Annotated in this window: 16 protein-coding genes and 2 tRNA genes; 10 read left to right on the top strand and 8 right to left on the bottom strand. The window is 69.4% G+C overall.

What is annotated here, in order from left to right:
- Positions 1-24: 24 nt before the first annotated feature.
- The 3 genes from ACYVJS_RS13325 (at position 25) to ligA (ending at position 4,726) form a co-directional block, all read left to right on the top strand.
- Positions 25-1,209 carry a cysteine desulfurase family protein gene (locus tag ACYVJS_RS13325; protein ID WP_460740377.1) on the top strand — a complete coding sequence of 395 codons (1,185 nt, stop codon included), beginning with the start codon at positions 25-27 and terminating at the stop codon, positions 1,207-1,209.
- Between the two features lie 9 nt (positions 1,210-1,218).
- Positions 1,219-2,328, top strand: coding sequence for a tRNA 2-thiouridine(34) synthase MnmA (mnmA, locus tag ACYVJS_RS13320; protein WP_460740376.1), 1,110 nt, complete (start codon positions 1,219-1,221; stop codon positions 2,326-2,328).
- 64 nt (positions 2,329-2,392) lie between these two features.
- Entirely contained in the window at positions 2,393-4,726 is a 2,334-nt protein-coding gene (gene ligA, locus ACYVJS_RS13315) for an NAD-dependent DNA ligase LigA (RefSeq protein WP_460740823.1), read from the top strand.
- A gap of 6 nt (positions 4,727-4,732) precedes the next feature.
- Here the strand turns inward: ligA and ACYVJS_RS13310 are convergent, their stop codons facing one another.
- Positions 4,733-6,430 carry a long-chain-fatty-acid--CoA ligase gene (locus ACYVJS_RS13310; RefSeq protein WP_460740375.1) on the bottom strand — a complete coding sequence of 566 codons (1,698 nt, stop codon included), beginning with the start codon at positions 6,428-6,430 and terminating at the stop codon, positions 4,733-4,735.
- A gap of 55 nt (positions 6,431-6,485) precedes the next feature.
- Between ACYVJS_RS13310 and gatC the strand changes: the two genes are divergently transcribed.
- Genes gatC through ACYVJS_RS13280 form a run of 6 tightly spaced genes read left to right on the top strand, consistent with a single transcriptional unit; the run spans position 6,486 to position 12,024 of the window.
- A complete protein-coding gene (gene gatC / locus ACYVJS_RS13305; RefSeq protein WP_460740374.1) occupies positions 6,486-6,785 on the top strand; it encodes an Asp-tRNA(Asn)/Glu-tRNA(Gln) amidotransferase subunit GatC in 300 nt (99 codons plus the stop codon).
- On the top strand, positions 6,782-8,296 hold the full coding sequence (gene gatA / locus ACYVJS_RS13300) for an Asp-tRNA(Asn)/Glu-tRNA(Gln) amidotransferase subunit GatA (RefSeq protein WP_460740373.1): 1,515 nt from the start codon (positions 6,782-6,784) through the stop codon (positions 8,294-8,296). Before gatC ends, gatA begins: the two co-directional genes overlap by 4 nt.
- Positions 8,296-9,810 carry an Asp-tRNA(Asn)/Glu-tRNA(Gln) amidotransferase subunit GatB gene (gene gatB, locus ACYVJS_RS13295; RefSeq protein ID WP_460740372.1) on the top strand — a complete coding sequence of 505 codons (1,515 nt, stop codon included), beginning with the start codon at positions 8,296-8,298 and terminating at the stop codon, positions 9,808-9,810. Before gatA ends, gatB begins: the two co-directional genes overlap by 1 nt.
- Before the next feature lie 51 nt (positions 9,811-9,861).
- Complete coding sequence (gene dinB / locus ACYVJS_RS13290) at positions 9,862-11,118, top strand: DNA polymerase IV (protein WP_460740371.1); 1,257 nt, start codon at positions 9,862-9,864, stop codon at positions 11,116-11,118.
- Between the two features lie 44 nt (positions 11,119-11,162).
- Positions 11,163-11,483 carry a hypothetical protein gene (locus tag ACYVJS_RS13285; protein ID WP_460740370.1) on the top strand — a complete coding sequence of 107 codons (321 nt, stop codon included), beginning with the start codon at positions 11,163-11,165 and terminating at the stop codon, positions 11,481-11,483.
- 1 nt (position 11,484) lies between these two features.
- Entirely contained in the window at positions 11,485-12,024 is a 540-nt protein-coding gene (locus ACYVJS_RS13280) for a nucleoside/nucleotide kinase family protein (RefSeq protein ID WP_460740369.1), read from the top strand.
- A 1-nt stretch (position 12,025) separates the two neighbouring features.
- On the opposite strand, the gene ACYVJS_RS13275 is transcribed toward ACYVJS_RS13280, so the two are convergent.
- From ACYVJS_RS13275 to ACYVJS_RS13250, 6 genes are all read right to left on the bottom strand, one after another.
- Positions 12,026-12,517: a DUF2017 family protein gene (locus tag ACYVJS_RS13275; protein WP_460740368.1), complete on the bottom strand. Its 492-nt coding sequence runs from the start codon at positions 12,515-12,517 to the stop codon at positions 12,026-12,028.
- Positions 12,514-12,825 (bottom strand): ATP-dependent Clp protease adapter ClpS, encoded by a 312-nt coding sequence (clpS, locus tag ACYVJS_RS13270; protein ID WP_460740367.1) that lies wholly within the window; start codon positions 12,823-12,825, stop codon positions 12,514-12,516. Before clpS ends, ACYVJS_RS13275 begins: the two co-directional genes overlap by 4 nt.
- Positions 12,816-13,166: a metallopeptidase family protein gene (locus ACYVJS_RS13265; RefSeq protein WP_460740366.1), complete on the bottom strand. Its 351-nt coding sequence runs from the start codon at positions 13,164-13,166 to the stop codon at positions 12,816-12,818. Before ACYVJS_RS13265 ends, clpS begins: the two co-directional genes overlap by 10 nt.
- A gap of 33 nt (positions 13,167-13,199) precedes the next feature.
- A tRNA-His gene (locus ACYVJS_RS13260) sits at positions 13,200-13,275 on the bottom strand.
- 37 nt (positions 13,276-13,312) lie between these two features.
- Entirely contained in the window at positions 13,313-13,936 is a 624-nt protein-coding gene (gene orn, locus ACYVJS_RS13255) for an oligoribonuclease (protein ID WP_460740365.1), read from the bottom strand.
- A 45-nt stretch (positions 13,937-13,981) separates the two neighbouring features.
- Positions 13,982-14,057 (bottom strand) — tRNA-Arg (locus ACYVJS_RS13250).
- Positions 14,058-14,143: 86 nt separating this feature from the next.
- Here ACYVJS_RS13250 and ACYVJS_RS13245 point away from each other — a divergent pair.
- Complete coding sequence (locus tag ACYVJS_RS13245) at positions 14,144-14,347, top strand: methyltransferase (RefSeq protein WP_460740364.1); 204 nt, start codon at positions 14,144-14,146, stop codon at positions 14,345-14,347.
- On the opposite strand, the gene yczE is transcribed toward ACYVJS_RS13245, so the two are convergent.
- Positions 14,307-14,939 carry a membrane protein YczE gene (gene yczE, locus ACYVJS_RS13240; protein ID WP_460740363.1) on the bottom strand — a complete coding sequence of 211 codons (633 nt, stop codon included), beginning with the start codon at positions 14,937-14,939 and terminating at the stop codon, positions 14,307-14,309. The genes ACYVJS_RS13245 and yczE overlap by 41 nt on opposite strands.
- Positions 14,940-14,974 lie beyond the last annotated feature (35 nt).

Raw genomic sequence — 14,974 nt, 5'->3', positions numbered from 1 at the left:
CGCCGCGCGTGCGACAGTGGACGGGTGCACATCTACCTCGATCATGCGGCGTCGAGCCCGCTGCGTCCCGAGGCGCGGGAGGCCTGGCTCGAGGCGGCGGCGACGACGGGGAACGCCTCTTCTGTGCACGGCGGCGGACAGGCGGCGCGACGCGTGCTTGAGGACGCGCGAGAACGGCTCGCGGCGGTGGTCGACGCCGATCCCATCGAGGTCGTTTTCACCTCGGGCGGCACGGAGGCCGTGAACCTTGCGGTGAAGGGCCTGTGGGCTACGCGCGCCGCTGGCGCGGACACGGTCGTTCTTCCGGACGGGGAGCACCACGCGACGATCGACTCGGTCTCGGCCCTCGTCGACATGCAGCACGCCGAGGTGCGACCCGTGCGGCTGACCTCGCTCGGCGCGATCGATCGCGAAGATTTCGCGTCGGCGCTCGGCGGCGCGGCGTTCGCCACGGCGCTGGTCGCCAACAACGAGGTCGGGACGCTGTCGGATGCGGCGGGTCTGGCCGCGGACGCCGCGTCCGCCGAGGTGCCGCTGCATCTTGACGCCGTGGCGGCATTCGGACAGGTCCCCGTGGGCTTCCGGCGGTGGCGCGACGATGCTCCGGCGGGTGCCGGCCTCGTGGCGATGAGTCTGTCGGCGCACAAGGTCGGCGGCCCGGTGGGCACGGGCGCACTGATCAGCGCTCGGTCGGCGCGGATCGGTGCGCAGATGCATGGCGGCGCGCAGCAGCGGGGTCTGCGTGCCGGGACGCAGGACATCGCGGGCGCTGCCGCCTTCGCCGTGGCGGCGGAACTCGCAGCGGCCGAGTGTGAAGCGGAGGCCGTGCGCCTCGGAGCGCTGCGGGACCGGCTGGTGAAACAGGCGTGCGCCGCCGTGCCGGGTCTCGAGTTGCTCGGCGACCCGGTGCACCGCATCCCCGGCAACGCGCATCTGCTGGTGCCCGGCGCGCTGGGGGAGACGCTCCTGTTCCTCCTCGACACCCGCGGCATCGCGGTGTCCACAGGGTCAGCCTGTCAGGCGGGCATTCCCGAACCCTCGCATGTGGTGCGCGCCCTCGGCCGTGACGAGGATGCGGCACGTTCGGTGCTGCGGATCACTCTGGGGCGCACCACGACCTCCGATGACGTGGACGCATTCCTCGAGGCGTTGCCCTGGGCCGTCGAGCGCGCCCGCGCTGCCGGAGCCCGTACCGCCGCGCCCTCGTAGACTGGGATGATGCGGATTCTGGCGGCGATGAGCGGTGGCGTCGATTCGGCCGTGGCCGCGGCGCGCGCCGTGGATGCCGGACACGAGGTCGTGGGGGTCCACCTGGCACTGTCCCGCGCGGGCGGGACGCTGCGCACGGGTAGTCGGGGCTGCTGCACCATCGAGGACGCGATGGACGCTCGTCGCGCGGCGGACAAGCTCGGCATCCCCTTCTACGTGTGGGATTTCTCGGAGCGCTTCCGCGATGACGTGATCGAGGACTTCGTCTCGGAGTACCGGGCCGGACGCACCCCGAACCCCTGCATGCGCTGCAACGAGCGGATCAAGTTCGCCGCTCTGCTCGAGCGTGCGCTCGAGCTGGGCTTCGACGCCGTCTGCACCGGGCACTACGCGCTGCTCGTCGACGGCCCGGAGGGTCGAGAGCTGCACCGGGCGAGCGACCAGGCCAAGGATCAGTCGTACGTGCTCGGCGTCCTGAACGCCGAGCAGCTCGCGCACACGTACTTCCCGCTGGGCGACACGCCGTCGAAGGCTCTCGTGCGGGCCGAGGCCGCCGAGCGCGGTCTGACCGTCGCCCAGAAGCCCGACAGTCACGACATCTGCTTCATCCCCGACGGCGACACCCGGGGCTGGCTCGCCGATCGTGTCGGTGCCGAGCAGGGTGACATCCTCGACCGCGAAGGCAGCGTCGTCGGTCGCCACGACGGGGCCCACGCCTTCACCGTGGGACAGCGCCGCGGGCTGCAGCTCGGTGTCCCCGCATCCGATGGCAAGCCCCGGTTCGTGCTCGAAGTGCGTCCGGTGAGCAACACCGTCGTCGTGGGCCCGAAGGAGGCGCTGGCGACAGCCGAGATCGCGGGTGCGCGCTTCAGCTGGGCGGGAGCCGCGCCGACCGAGGCGGCGTTCTCGTGCGAGGTGCAGATCCGCGCCCACGCCGATCCGGTGCCTGCCCAGGCCGATGTCAGCGGCGACGGCGTGGTGGTGCGCCCGGTCGAGCCGTTCGACGGCGTCGCGCCGGGTCAGACGGCCGTGCTGTACCTCGGCTCGCGTGTCCTCGGCCAGTTCACGGTGGACCGCACGGTTTCCGCCGTTCCGGTCGACGCCGTCGCCGCATCCTAGGCACGAGACCGGCGCGACGCGCAGCCCCGGCGGTGTCGGGGGGCGCACCTAGACTCATTCCGTGATGCAAGCCGGTGACTCGATCGACGATGACACGACTCTCTCCGAGGCGCGCGCCGAAGCGGCGGAGCTGACGGAGCGCATCATCCGTGCCCGCGACGCGTACTACGGCGACGACGCCGAGATCGTCGACGACGCGACCTACGACGGGTGGCTCCGACGGCTCGAAGCGCTGGAGCGGTTGCACCCGGAGGTGCAGAAGCAGGATTCGCCCACGCTCAGCGTCGGCGCCGCATCCACCACGATGTTCGCTCCCGTCGAGCACGCCGAGCGGATGCTGAGCCTCGACAACGTCTTCAGTCCGGACGAGCTGCGGGACTGGTGCATCAAGGCCCAGGGCTCCGCCGGCCGGCCGGTGCGGTGGCTGACCGAGCTGAAGATCGACGGGCTCGCGATCAGCCTCCGCTACGAGAACGGGGTGCTCACCTCCGCCGCGACGCGCGGCGACGGCCGCATCGGCGAGGACGTCACCGTCAATGCGCTGCGCGTCGAAGGCATCCCCGAGCGCCTGAGCGGCACCGGCCACCCCCCTCTCGTCGAGGTGCGCGGCGAGGTCTTCATCCCGGTCGCGGCCTTCGAGCAGCTCAACGCCCTGCAGGCCCGGATGCGGGAACGCGTCGTCGAACAGGCTCGTGAGCGCGGCAACCTCACCGAGGAGCGCGCGCGGCTGAGTGCCGATCGCCGATTCCCCGCATTCGCCAACCCGCGCAACGCCGCGAGCGGTGGACTGCGCCAGCAGCTCGACAAGAAGGAAGGCCTCGAGCTCGAGGCCGGGCGGGCTCGTCTCGCGTCGCTCCGACTGTTCGTGCACGGCATCGGTGCGTGGTCGGCTCCTCCGGTGGCCTCTCAGAGCGAGATCTACGACCTGCTCGCAGAGTGGGGACTGCCGACGAGTCCCTACTACAAGACCTTCGACGACATCGACGACGTCCTCGATTTCGTGGCGCACTACGGCGAGCATCGTCACGATGTGGAGCACGAACTCGACGGCATCGTCGTCAAGGTGGACGAGCTCGCGCTCCACGACGAACTGGGGGCGACGAGCCGCGCACCGCGCTGGGCGATCGCGTACAAGTACCCGCCCGAACAGGTGAACACTCGCCTTCTCGACATCGTCGTCTCGGTCGGGCGCACCGGCCGTGCGACGCCGTTCGCAGTCATGGAGCCGGCACGCGTCGCAGGCTCGGTCGTGCGTCAGGCGACGCTGCACAACCAGGACGTCGTCAAGGTCAAGGGCGTTCTCATCGGCGACATGGTCGTGCTCCGCAAGGCGGGCGACGTGATCCCCGAGGTGCTCGGTCCGGTGGTCGAGCTCCGCGACGGCTCCGAGCGCGCCTTCGTCATGCCGCGCGACTGCCCGGTCTGCGGGACTCCGCTCGCGCCGGCGAAGGAGGGCGACGTCGATCTGCGCTGCCCCAACGCCCGTTCGTGCCCCGCGCAGGTGCGCGGCCGTGTCGAGCACATCGGCTCACGCGGCGCACTCGACATCGAGGCGCTCGGCGAGGTGACCGCGGCGGCTCTGACGCAGGCGGACGGTGACGCACGTGCACCCCTGGACACGGAGGCGGGGCTCTTCGATCTGACTCTCGAGGAACTCGTTCCGATCGAGGTCGTGGTCCGGGATGCGGAGACCGGTGAGCCGAAGCTGGACGATGCGACGGGCGAGCCGGTGCGACGCGCTCCGTTCCGCCGCAACCCGACGCCCGCCGAGCGCAAGTCCGGTCTGCTGACCCCGCAGCCGTCTGCGCAGGCGCTGACGCTGCTCGACGAGCTCGAGAAGGCGAAGACGAAGGAGCTGTGGCGTTTCCTCGTCGCCCTCAACATCCGTCACGTGGGTCCCGTCGCGGCCCGTGCGCTGGCGCAGTGGTTCGGATCCGTCTCAGCCATCCGGTCGGCGAGCCGCGAGGAGCTGGCAGCCGTCGAGGGAGTGGGCGGGATCATCGCGGATGCGGTGATCGCCTGGTTCGAGGTCGACTGGCACCGCGAGATCGTCGAACGATGGGAGACGGCCGGAGCGCAGCTGTCCACACCCGGACACGCCGGTCCCGGTGCGGCGGTCGTCGAGGGCGGGGTGCTCGAGGGGCTGACGGTCGTGGCGACCGGAACGCTTGAGGGCTACACGCGCGAGGGCGCTCAGGAAGCCATCCTCGCCGCTGGTGGGAAGGCCGGCTCCAGTGTGTCCAAGAAGACCGACTTCGTCGCGGCGGGGCCGGGCGCGGGCTCCAAGCTCGCCAAGGCCGAGCAGCTCGGTGTGCGCATCATCGATGCGGCGCAGTTCCGCATCCTTGTGGAGCAGGGACCGGGAGCACTCGACGCGCTCGCGCCTGACGCGGGCTGATTCGGTTCAGCGCCCCGTCTCGGCAAGCAGGTGGTCGCGCACCTGCTTGCGCAGCACCTTCCCGATGAGCGACTTCGGCAGCTCCTCGACGATGAACAGACGCCGCGGCACCTTGTAGGGGGTGAGGATCCCGCGCGCGTAGCTGCGGATCGCCTCGGTGTCGACCTCGGCACCGGGTGCGACCACGATGGCCGCGACGACTTCCTCGCCCGCGTGCTCGTCGGGAAGGCCCACCACCGCCACATCCTCCACCTGCGGGTGCTGTCGCAGGACGTTCTCCACCTCGGTGGGGGCGACGTTGAAGCCGCCCGTGATGATGAGCTCCTTGATGCGGTCGACGATGCGCACGAAGCCGGCCTCGTCGAGCGTCACGATGTCACCCGTGCGGAACCAGCCGTCGACGAAGACCTCCTCGGTCGCCTCCGGCTTGCCGTAGTAGCCCGAGAACACCTGCGGTCCACGCACCAGCAGCTCGCCTGCGGCGCCGGGGGCGACGTCGACCCGAGGGTTCTCCGGGTCGACGACGCGGCACTCGGTGCCTGGCAGCGGCAGGCCCACGGTGCCGGGCACACGGTTCTCGGCGACGGGGTTGGCCATCAGCACAGGGGAGCATTCACTGAGGCCGTAACCCTCGACCAGATAGCCCCCGGTCGCTTTCTCGAACGGCACGACGAGATCGTGCGGGAGCGCCATGGCGCCGGAGATCGCGATCCGCGTTCCCTCGAGCGACACCCCCTTCGCCTGGGCCGCCTGCAGCAGCCGGTCGGCGATCGGCGGAACCAGCGGCAGGAATGTCGCGGGGTGCTTCTTCGTCACGGCGAGGACCATGTCGGGATCGAAGCGCGGGAAGAGCACGAGTCGCGCGCCCATCGACATCGCGAAGGTGAGACAGAGGGTGAGTCCGTAGGCGTGGAACATCGGCAGCACGGCGTACACGACGCACCCTTCGCCGCGGTGGATGGAAGGTACCCAGGCGCGCGACTGCGCCGCGTTGGCGAGCAGGTTCCGGTGGGTGAGCTTGGCGCCCTTGGGGGTGCCGGTGGTGCCGCTCGTGTACTGGATGATGGCAAGGTCGTCCGCCGTCGGGGCGGGATGGGAGGCCGGAAGCGGTTCGCTGCGCAGCAACTGGTCCCAGTCGATGCCGCCGCGGACCTTCGTATGCAGCGCGGCGCGGGACTCGCGGGCCTTGGCGATCGGCAACCGCAGCGCTGCCCGCGTCGTGAAGGGCATCGCGCGTGTCAGATCCACCGTCACGAGCGTCGAGACGCGCACATCCTTCGGGAAAGCCTGCACCGTGGCAGCCACCTTGCTCCAGACGATGGCGTGCTTCGCGCCGTGGTCCTCGAACTGCTTACGCAGCTCGCGCGCGGTGTAGAGCGGGTTGTGCTCGACCACCACGGCGCCCAGGCGCAGAACGGCGTAGAAGGCGACGATGTGCTGCGGGCAGTTGGGCAGGACGATCGCGACAGGGTCCCCCCGGCGCACGCCCTGCGCGTGAAGGCCCGACGCCGCACGGGAGATGGCGTGGTCGAGTTCGCGATACGTGGTCTCTCGCCCGAAGAACTGCAGTGCGACGGCGTCCGGGTATTCACGCGCCGAAGCCTGCACGATGTCCACGAGGGAACCTGACACCGGCTCGAGGTCGTCGGGCACTCCGTCGGCGTAGCTGCGGACCCAGGGACGTGGAGGATCGAAGGTCGTCACCCGGCACAGCCTACGGGCGCCCGGCGGTCGGGCGGGGCCGAACTAGACTGTCGGGGTGTCGGAAATCACCCCAGATCTCGTGCGCCATCTCGGCGTCCTCGCCCGGATCCAATTGAGCGACGAGGAGGTCGGGCGCCTCACCGGTCAGCTCGACGCGATCGTCGACAACATCGCGAAGGTGTCGGAGGTCGCGACCCCTGATGTCGTCGCGACGAGCCACCCGATCCCGCTGCAGAACGTCTTCCGCGATGACGAGCACAGCGAGGCACTGTCTCTCTCCGAGGTGCTGCAGAACGCTCCGGATGCGGCCGAAGACCGCTTCCGCGTGACGGCGATCCTGGGGGAGGAGCAGTGAGCGACATCATCCGGCTCAGCGCGGCGGATCTCGCCGCCAAGCTCGCCGCGGGGGAGGTGTCCAGCGTCGAGGCGACGCAGGCGCATCTGGACCGCATCGCCGCGGTGGACGGCGACGTCCACGCCTTCCTGCACGTCAACGAGGGCGCACTGGCCGCCGCCGGCGAGATCGACCGCCGCCGTGCGAGCGGCGAAGCCCTGGGAGAGCTGGCCGGTGTGCCGCTCGCCATCAAGGACGTCCTCGTCACCACCGACATGCCGTCCACGAGCGGATCCAAGATCCTCGAGGGTTACATGTCGCCCTACGACGCGACGGTCGTGGCGCGCGCCCGCGCGGCCGGCCTCGTGCCCCTGGGCAAGACCAACATGGATGAATTCGCGATGGGCTCCTCCACCGAGCACTCCGCGTACGGTCCCACGCACAACCCGTGGGACCTCGATCGGATCCCAGGAGGTTCCGGCGGGGGCTCGGCGGCCGCCGTCGCCGCCTTCGAAGCGCCTCTCGCGCTGGGCTCGGACACCGGCGGTTCCATCCGTCAGCCCGCGCACGTGACGGGCACGGTCGGCGTGAAGCCCACGTACGGCGGCGTCAGCCGCTACGGCGCGATCGCGCTCGCCTCGAGCCTCGACCAGGTCGGTCCGGTCACACGAACCGTTCTTGACTCGGCGCTCCTGCACGATGTCATCGCCGGTCACGACCCGCACGACTCCACGTCGCTCACCGACGCCTGGCCGTCCTTCGCGGCCGCGGCGCGTGAGGGAGCGTCTGGCGAGAGCCTCAAGGGACTGAAGGTCGGCATCATCCGCGAACTCGACGACAGAGGCTTCCAGCAGGGCGTCTCCGACTCGTTCCGTGCGGCGCTCGCGGCGATGGAAGCACAGGGTGCGGAGATCGTCGAGATCAGCGCGCCGCACTTCGAGTACGGCGTCGCGGCCTACTACCTCATCCTGCCGGCGGAGGCATCGAGCAACCTCGCGAAGTTCGACTCCGTGCGCTTCGGGATGCGGGTGAGCCCGCACGCGGCGGCCACTGTCGAAGACGTGATGGCGGCCACGCGCGAGGCGGGCTTCGGTGACGAGGTGAAGCGCCGCATCATCCTCGGCACGTATGCGCTCTCCGCGGGCTACTACGACGCCTACTACGGCAGCGCTCAGAAGGTGCGCACGCTCATCCAGCGCGACTTCGACGAGGCGTTCGCGAAGGTGGACGTCATCGCAACTCCGTCCGCTCCGACCACCGCGTTCCGACTGGGCGAGAAGATCGATGACCCGCTGCAGATGTACCTCAACGACGTGACGACCATCCCGGCGAACCTGGCCGGTGTGCCTGGCATCTCCGTGCCGTCGGGTGTCGCGGCGGAAGACGGCCTCCCGGTCGGCATCCAGTTCCTCGCGCCCGCGCGTGAGGATGCGCGCCTGTACCGAGTGGGAGCGGCGCTCGAAGCGCTGCTCGTCGATTCGTGGGGCGGGCCGTTGCTCGATCGTGCCCCCGTGCTGGGAGGGACCCGCTGATGGCCAAGGACAAGCTGATGGACTTCGATAAGGCTCTCGAGCTGTTCGAGCCCGTGCTCGGCTTCGAGGTCCACGTGGAGCTGAACACGAACACCAAGATGTTCTCCGCCGCGCCCAACCCCGCCCACCCGGACAACCATCAGGCCGCGCCGAACACGCTCGTCGCGCCCGTCGATATGGGTCTGCCCGGTGCGCTGCCGGTCGTGAACGCGACGGCGATCCGATCCTCGATCAGCCTGGGACTAGCCCTCGGCTGTTCGATCGCTCCCTCCAGCCGGTTCGCACGCAAGAACTACTTCTACCCGGACCTCGGCAAGAACTACCAGATCTCGCAGTACGACGAACCCATCGCGTTCGACGGTGAGGTCGAGATCGAGCTCGCCGACGGAACACTCGTGACGGTCCCGATCGAGCGCGCCCACATGGAGGAGGACGCCGGCAAGCTCACCCACGTCGGCGGCTCCACCGGTCGCATCCAGGGCGCCGAGTACTCGCTCGTCGACTACAACCGCGCAGGCGTCCCCCTCGTGGAGATCGTCACGCGGCCCATCTTCGGCGCCGAGCACCGCGCCCCGGAGATCGCCAAGGCGTACGTCGCGGCCATCCGTGACATCGTTCTCTCGCTGGGTATCTCGGAGGCACGCCTCGAGCGCGGCAATCTGCGGTGTGACGCGAACGTCTCACTGCGTCCGCGCGGCCAGGAGAAACTCGGTACACGCACGGAGACGAAGAACGTCAACTCGATGCGCTCCGTCGAGCGCGCCGTGCGCTACGAGATCCAGCGTCAGGCGGCGATCCTCGCCGACGGCGGCACGATCACGCAGGAGACGCGACACTGGCACGAGGACACGGGAACGACGTCGCCGGGCCGTCCGAAGTCGGATGCCGACGACTACCGGTACTTCCCGGAGCCCGACCTGCTGCCCGTGGTTCCGGCCCCGGCGCTGATCGAAGAGCTTCGCGCCGCCCTGCCCGAACCGCCCGCGGCTCGCCGACGCCGGTTGAAGGCCGAATGGGGTTTCACCGACCTCGAGTTCCAGGACGTCGCCAACGGAGGACTTCTCGTCGAGGTCGAGGCCACGATCGCCGCCGGTGCCAGCCCGGCCGCGGCGCGCAAATGGTGGACCGGTGAGATCACCCGCGTCGCGAACGCGCAGGAGCGGGAGGCGGCGGACCTCGTGACGCCGGCCGATGTCGCCGCGCTGCAGGCACTCGTGGATGCCGGCACGCTGACCGACAAGCTCGCGCGTCAGGTTCTCGAAGGCGTCATCGCCGGTGAGGGCTCGCCGCAGGAGGTCGTCGACGCTCGCGGCCTCGCGGTCGTCTCCGACGACGGCGCGCTCATCGCCGCGATCGACGACGCCCTGGCGGCGCAGCCTGACGTGCTGGCGAAGATCCGCGATGGCAAGGTCCAGGCCGCCGGTGCCGTCATCGGTGCGGTGATGAAGGCGATGAAGGGCCAGGCCGACGCCGCCCGCGTCCGTGAGCTCGTGCTGGAGCGCGCCGCACAGTGATCCGCCTCTCCCGCGGACCGCGATGTCGGCGGTCCGCGGGAGAATGGACGCATGGGACGCGGTGACGGATCCGGGCGCATCGTGTCGCCGGCCGATGCCGACGACACCGGCGCGGGCATCCTGCACGTCGACATGGACGCGTTCTATGCCGCTGTCGCCGTGCTCGACGATCCGTCGTTGGCGGGCAAGCCGCTCATCATCGGGTCCCCGGAAGGTCGCAGCGTCGTCTCGAGCGCGTCCTACGAGGCGCGTCGTTACGGTGTGCGATCCGCGATGCCGGTCTCACAGGCCATGCGTCTGTGTCCGACGGCGATGATCGTACCGCCGCGCTTCGATCGGTACACGGCGATCTCGGCGCAGGTGATGGACATCTTCCGCGAGTTCACTCCTCTGGTCGAACCGTTGTCCATCGACGAGGCGTTCCTCGACGTGCGCGGTTCGCGCCGGCTGTGGGGGAGTCCCGGGACGATCGCGCGGCTGCTGCGCGCCCGTGTGCTCGAGCGCACAGGTCTCGTGTGCAGTGTGGGAGCGGCGGCGACGAAGCACGTCGCGAAGATGGCCTCGACCCTCAGTAAGCCCGACGGCCTGCTGATCATCGCAGCCGCCGACACCGCGGCGTTTCTCGCTCCTCGACCGGTTCGTGCGATGTGGGGCGTGGGCCCGCGTTCCGCGGAGATCCTCGAAGCCCGTGGCATCCGCACGATCGGCGATGTCCTGCAGACTCCGCTGCCGGTGCTCGAGAAGGCCCTGGGGAACGCGATGGGGGAGCGCGTCTGGCATCTGGCGCGCGGCGAGGATGCGCGCGAGGTCTCCGTCGAGCGGATCGACAAGAGTATCGGCCATGAGGAGACCTTCCACGACGACGTCGATGACGACACCGTGCTCCGAGCGGAAGTGCGTCGCCTGGCGGACCGGGTGGGTGCCAGGCTTCGGGCGCACGATGTCGAGGCGGCGACGGTGGCCATCAAGGTGCGTTTCGCGGACTTCCGCACCCTTTCCCGATCGGTGACCCTGCCCGAGCCCACGGCCGTGGGCCAGCGGATCGGCGACGCCGCCCTGCGTCTGCTGGCGGGTATCGACCGGTCGCTGCCCGTTCGGCTCATCGGGGTGCGGGGCGAGAACCTGCGCTCCTCCGGCATGATGGCGACCCTCTGGGACGACGACGCGGAATGGCGGCGTGTGGAGGAAGCCCTCGACGACGCATCGAGTCGTTTCGGCCGCGGGGCGGTGACCCGCGCGGCGCTGCTGGGCGCGCCGCGCGCCGGTGGCTCCCTGCCTTCGCACCCCCGTCCACCACGGCTGGACTGAGTCAAGGCGTAGGTGTCGTGAGTTTGTGGCGTTAGCGTGGGGGCATGGCCAACTTCGTTCTCGATCTCGGTAAGCAGTCCGCATCCCTCGGCGTCACCTCCGTCTACGGTGAGCAGCAGGACGTCGACGGCGTGCGTTTCATCCCGGTCGCACTGTCGTGGCACGGTTTCGGGGGCGGCTCCGACGGCAGCGGCAATGAGGGTGGCGGCGGTGGTGGCTACTCCGTTCCGCTGGGCGCCTACATCCGCAAGGGCGACGATCTGCGCTTCGAGCCGAACCTGGTGTCGCTGCTCGCGGTGGCGATCCCGTTCGTCTTCGTCGCCGGTCGCGCGCTGAGCCGCGTGATCCGCGCTCTCAAGAAGTAACGTGCCCCGGGTCGGCGCCGCGCTGGCCGACATCGCCGCGTCCGTCGACGCCTCGGGCCCGACACGTCTCGTCGTCATCGACGGACGCTCCGGTGCGGGCAAGACGACGCTCGCGCGTGAACTCACCGATGCCCTCCCGTCTTTCACTGTGCTCTCGCTCGACCAGATCTATCCCGGCTGGGATGGTCTGCGCCGGGGCGCGGATGCCGCGATCAGCGGTGTGCTGGTACCGCTGGCGCAGGGACGGGCGGGCCGGTGGCAGGGCTGGAACTGGGAGACGGACGAACCGTCCGCGTGGCACGAGGTCGCGCCGGGCACGCCCCTGATCATCGAGGGCGCGGGCATTCTGACTCCGGCGGCGGCCGCTCTCGCGCCGGTGCGCGTCTGGGTCGAGGCGGACGACGCGGTGCGACGCGAGCGGGCTCTGCGACGGGATGGCGCCACCTACGAGCCCCACTGGGAGCGATGGGCCACGCAGGAACAAGATCATCTGCGCCAGAACGGGCCTCGGTCGCTCGCGACGCACATCGTCCGCGCGTGAGTCAGAGGTCGTCGGTCGCCGCGATCAGAAGCTCGAGCCGATAGCCGAGCCACTCATACACGCCGAAGCGGGGGTCGTCGCCCGGGTGGTCGTCCTCGTCGTCGATGCCGAGCCGTGCGGCCAGGACAAGGCGCACGGCGTTGAGCGTGCGCATCCACGCGGCCACCTGGCGAGGCTCGAGCGAGATCTCCATCTGCGCAAGCGCCTCGTCGAAAGCATCGTCGTCGGAAGGGTCCAGCTCTCCCGCGCTCGCGAGATCCGCGAGGACAGTGCCCGCCTCCGCGTTTCTCCGACGCAGGAGGTCCGCCCGGGTCGCCGCGTGGAACTGATCCGCCGACGCAGCGTCGTCGGGATAGGCCGAGGGTGTCAGACGTGCGACCGCCGGGTCGGATGCGGCATCCGCGTCCGACAGGAGATCCACGAACTGCCCCACGAGACCGCGCAGGTGGACCGCTTCGACGCGCGTGAAGGAGAGGATGACCAGGTCGCTCATGCGCCGGGCACCCGTCGGACGGTGGCCCAGAGCCCGTAGTCGTGCATCGCCTGTGCGTGCAGCTCCATCTGCTCCCGCATCCCTTCCGCGACGACGGCGTGTCCGTCGTTGTGCACCGCCATCATGAGTCGCGTGGCCTCCTCTCGGGAGAAGCCGAAGTACTCGCGGAAGACGCGGACGACGTAACTCATCAGGTTGACGGGGTCGTTCCACACCACGGTCTGCCAGTGGGGGTCGAGAGCGCCGGCGACGTCGCGATCGACCGCTTCGTCGATCTCGGGACTCGCCAGTGCGGCCATCATGCCCACCCCAGCTCGTGCAATCGTGCGTCATCGATTCCGTAGAAGTGCGCGATCTCGTGAACGAGAGTCGTGTGCACCTCGTCGCGAAGCTCCATCTCGTCAGCGCAGGCGTTCAGGTGCGGCTCGCGGTACACCACGATCCGATCCGGCAGCTCGCCGACGCCGTAGCGGTCGCGTTCGGTCAGCGCCCAGCCGTCGTAGAGCCCGAACAGCTCGCCCTGGACGTCGTCCGCGCGGTCTTCGACCACGAAGACCACATTGTCGAGCCCGTCGACCATGTCGTCGGGGAGGCGGTCGAGTTCCTCGACGACAAGCCGTTCGAAGCTCTCGTGATCCATCTCAAGCATCAGACGACCCTGCCTCGCAGCGGAGGAAGAAAGTGGGGTGGCTAACGGGGCTTGAACCCGCGACCCCCGCGACCACAACGCGGTGCTCTACCAACTGAGCTATAGCCACCATGTGTCCCGCTCTCGCGGGCAACCAAACGATTCTCTCACACCTCGGAGGCAAATGATGACACCACGTGAGCCGCGACGGACTTCGCGTCGTCGCTCGACGGGCCGGGCTGCGCGACGAAGACCGCTTCGCGGTAGTAGGCCAGCTCCCGGATGGATTCCCGGATGTCGGCGAGGGCCCGGTGTCCGCCGTTCTTGGCAGGTGCGTTGAAATACACCCGCGGATACCAGCGGCGCGAGAGTTCCTTGATGCTGGAGACATCGACGTTGCGGTAGTGCAGCCACCGATCGAGTCGGGGCATGTAGCGGGCGAGAAAGGCGCGGTCCGTGCCGATGGTGTTGCCCGCGAGCGGTGCCTTGCCCTCGATCGGCGCGAAACGCTGGACGTATTCGAGTGCCTGGAACTCGGCCTCGGCGACGCTCACACCGGCGGGAATCTCATCGAGGAGCCCGGAGGATCGGTGCATCTCGGTGACGAAGTCGTTCATGTTCGCCAGTGCGGAAGCGTCGGGGCGGATGACGATCTGGAACCCCTCGTCCAGGACGTTGAGCTCGAAGTCGGTGACGACGATCGCGATCTCGACGAGCTCGTCGATCTGCGGGTCGAGACCCGTCATCTCGCAGTCGATCCACACCAGTCGGTCGCCATCGGTCGTACTCACGTGCACTCCTCCTCGTGTGTTCCGACGCGGACGGGTCGGAGACGGTGGTCCCCCCGGCAGGAATCGAACCTGCGACCAAGAGATTAGAAGGCTCCTGCTCTATCCGCTGAGCTACGGGGGGCCGCATCCTCCAGCGTAGCGCGACGGGCCTGGTGCCCGACCGCCGGACGGCGTAGCGTCGGCCCCACACGGACGAGGAGGTTCGGCATGAGCACGACCGAAGCGCTATGGGTGGCCTACGGGAACACCGGTGTGGTGGGCAGCATCCGCAAGGACGCCGGGGGCTATGTCGTCACGATGAGCGGCGCGGACGAGCATCTCGGCAGCTATCCCAGCATGGAGATCGCGAAGGGCGCGCTGCGCGCGCACCTCAAGCCCGGCTCGGCGTGGCCGGAGTTCCGTCAGCACTGATCGCCACCCGCGCCCCGCGCGGACGGCGCGCCAGCAGCGGCAGGGCGCGGTGCACGAGGGGGCCGATGAGGAGTGCGAAGGCGACGGTTCCGAGACCCGCGGTGCCGCCGAGCAACCAGCCTGCGCCGAGCACCGTCAGCTCGATGCTGGCGCGGGCAACCCAGATGGGAATGCCGAAGCGCGTGTGGAGGCCGGTCATCAGCCCGTCGCGCGGTCCGGGTCCGAGCCCCGCGCTGATGTATAGACCGGTAGCGAAGGCGACCAGCACGATGCCGCCGAGCAGCGCCAGGACCTGGGTGACGATGCCGTGGGCGTCGGGCACGAGATCCAGCACGATCTGCATGCTCGTTCCCAGCAGGAGGATGTTGGCGAGAGTGCCAACGCCCGGTCGCTGGCGCAGCGGGATCCAGGCGAGCATGACGGCCAGTCCCAGGAGGTTGACGATCCAGCCGATGCCCCAGCCGGTGTGCAGCGAGATCCCCTGGGCGAGAACCGTCCACGGATCCACGCCGAGACCAGCGCGAACGATGAGCGCTTCGCCTGCGCCGTAGATCGCCAAGCCGACGACGAGGCGGATCAATCGAGAGGTCATGTCCTCTAGAACACCCTGAGATTGGCTTCCGGCAA

The organism is Microbacterium neimengense (assembly GCF_054782995.1).
Note: the sequence above shows the minus strand (reverse complement) of the source record. Positions and strands in the feature narration are given on the sequence as shown.

What these genes read in the sequence shown, in the direction of transcription:
- mnmA (WP_460740376.1), top strand. Translation starts at nt 1,219, where the DNA reads ATGCGGATTCTGGCGGCGATGAGCGGTGGCGTCGATTCGGCCGTGGCC.
- ACYVJS_RS13245 (WP_460740364.1), top strand. Translation starts at nt 14,144, where the DNA reads ATGAGCACGACCGAAGCGCTATGGGTGGCCTACGGGAACACCGGTGTG.
- yczE (WP_460740363.1), bottom strand. Translation starts at nt 14,939, where the DNA reads ATGACCTCTCGATTGATCCGCCTCGTCGTCGGCTTGGCGATCTACGGC.
- gatB (WP_460740372.1), top strand. Translation starts at nt 8,296, where the DNA reads ATGGCCAAGGACAAGCTGATGGACTTCGATAAGGCTCTCGAGCTGTTC.
- dinB (WP_460740371.1), top strand. Translation starts at nt 9,862, where the DNA reads ATGGGACGCGGTGACGGATCCGGGCGCATCGTGTCGCCGGCCGATGCC.
- ACYVJS_RS13285 (WP_460740370.1), top strand. Translation starts at nt 11,163, where the DNA reads ATGGCCAACTTCGTTCTCGATCTCGGTAAGCAGTCCGCATCCCTCGGC.
- ACYVJS_RS13275 (WP_460740368.1), bottom strand. Translation starts at nt 12,517, where the DNA reads ATGAGCGACCTGGTCATCCTCTCCTTCACGCGCGTCGAAGCGGTCCAC.
- ligA (WP_460740823.1), top strand. Translation starts at nt 2,393, where the DNA reads ATGCAAGCCGGTGACTCGATCGACGATGACACGACTCTCTCCGAGGCG.
- ACYVJS_RS13265 (WP_460740366.1), bottom strand. Translation starts at nt 13,166, where the DNA reads ATGCTTGAGATGGATCACGAGAGCTTCGAACGGCTTGTCGTCGAGGAA.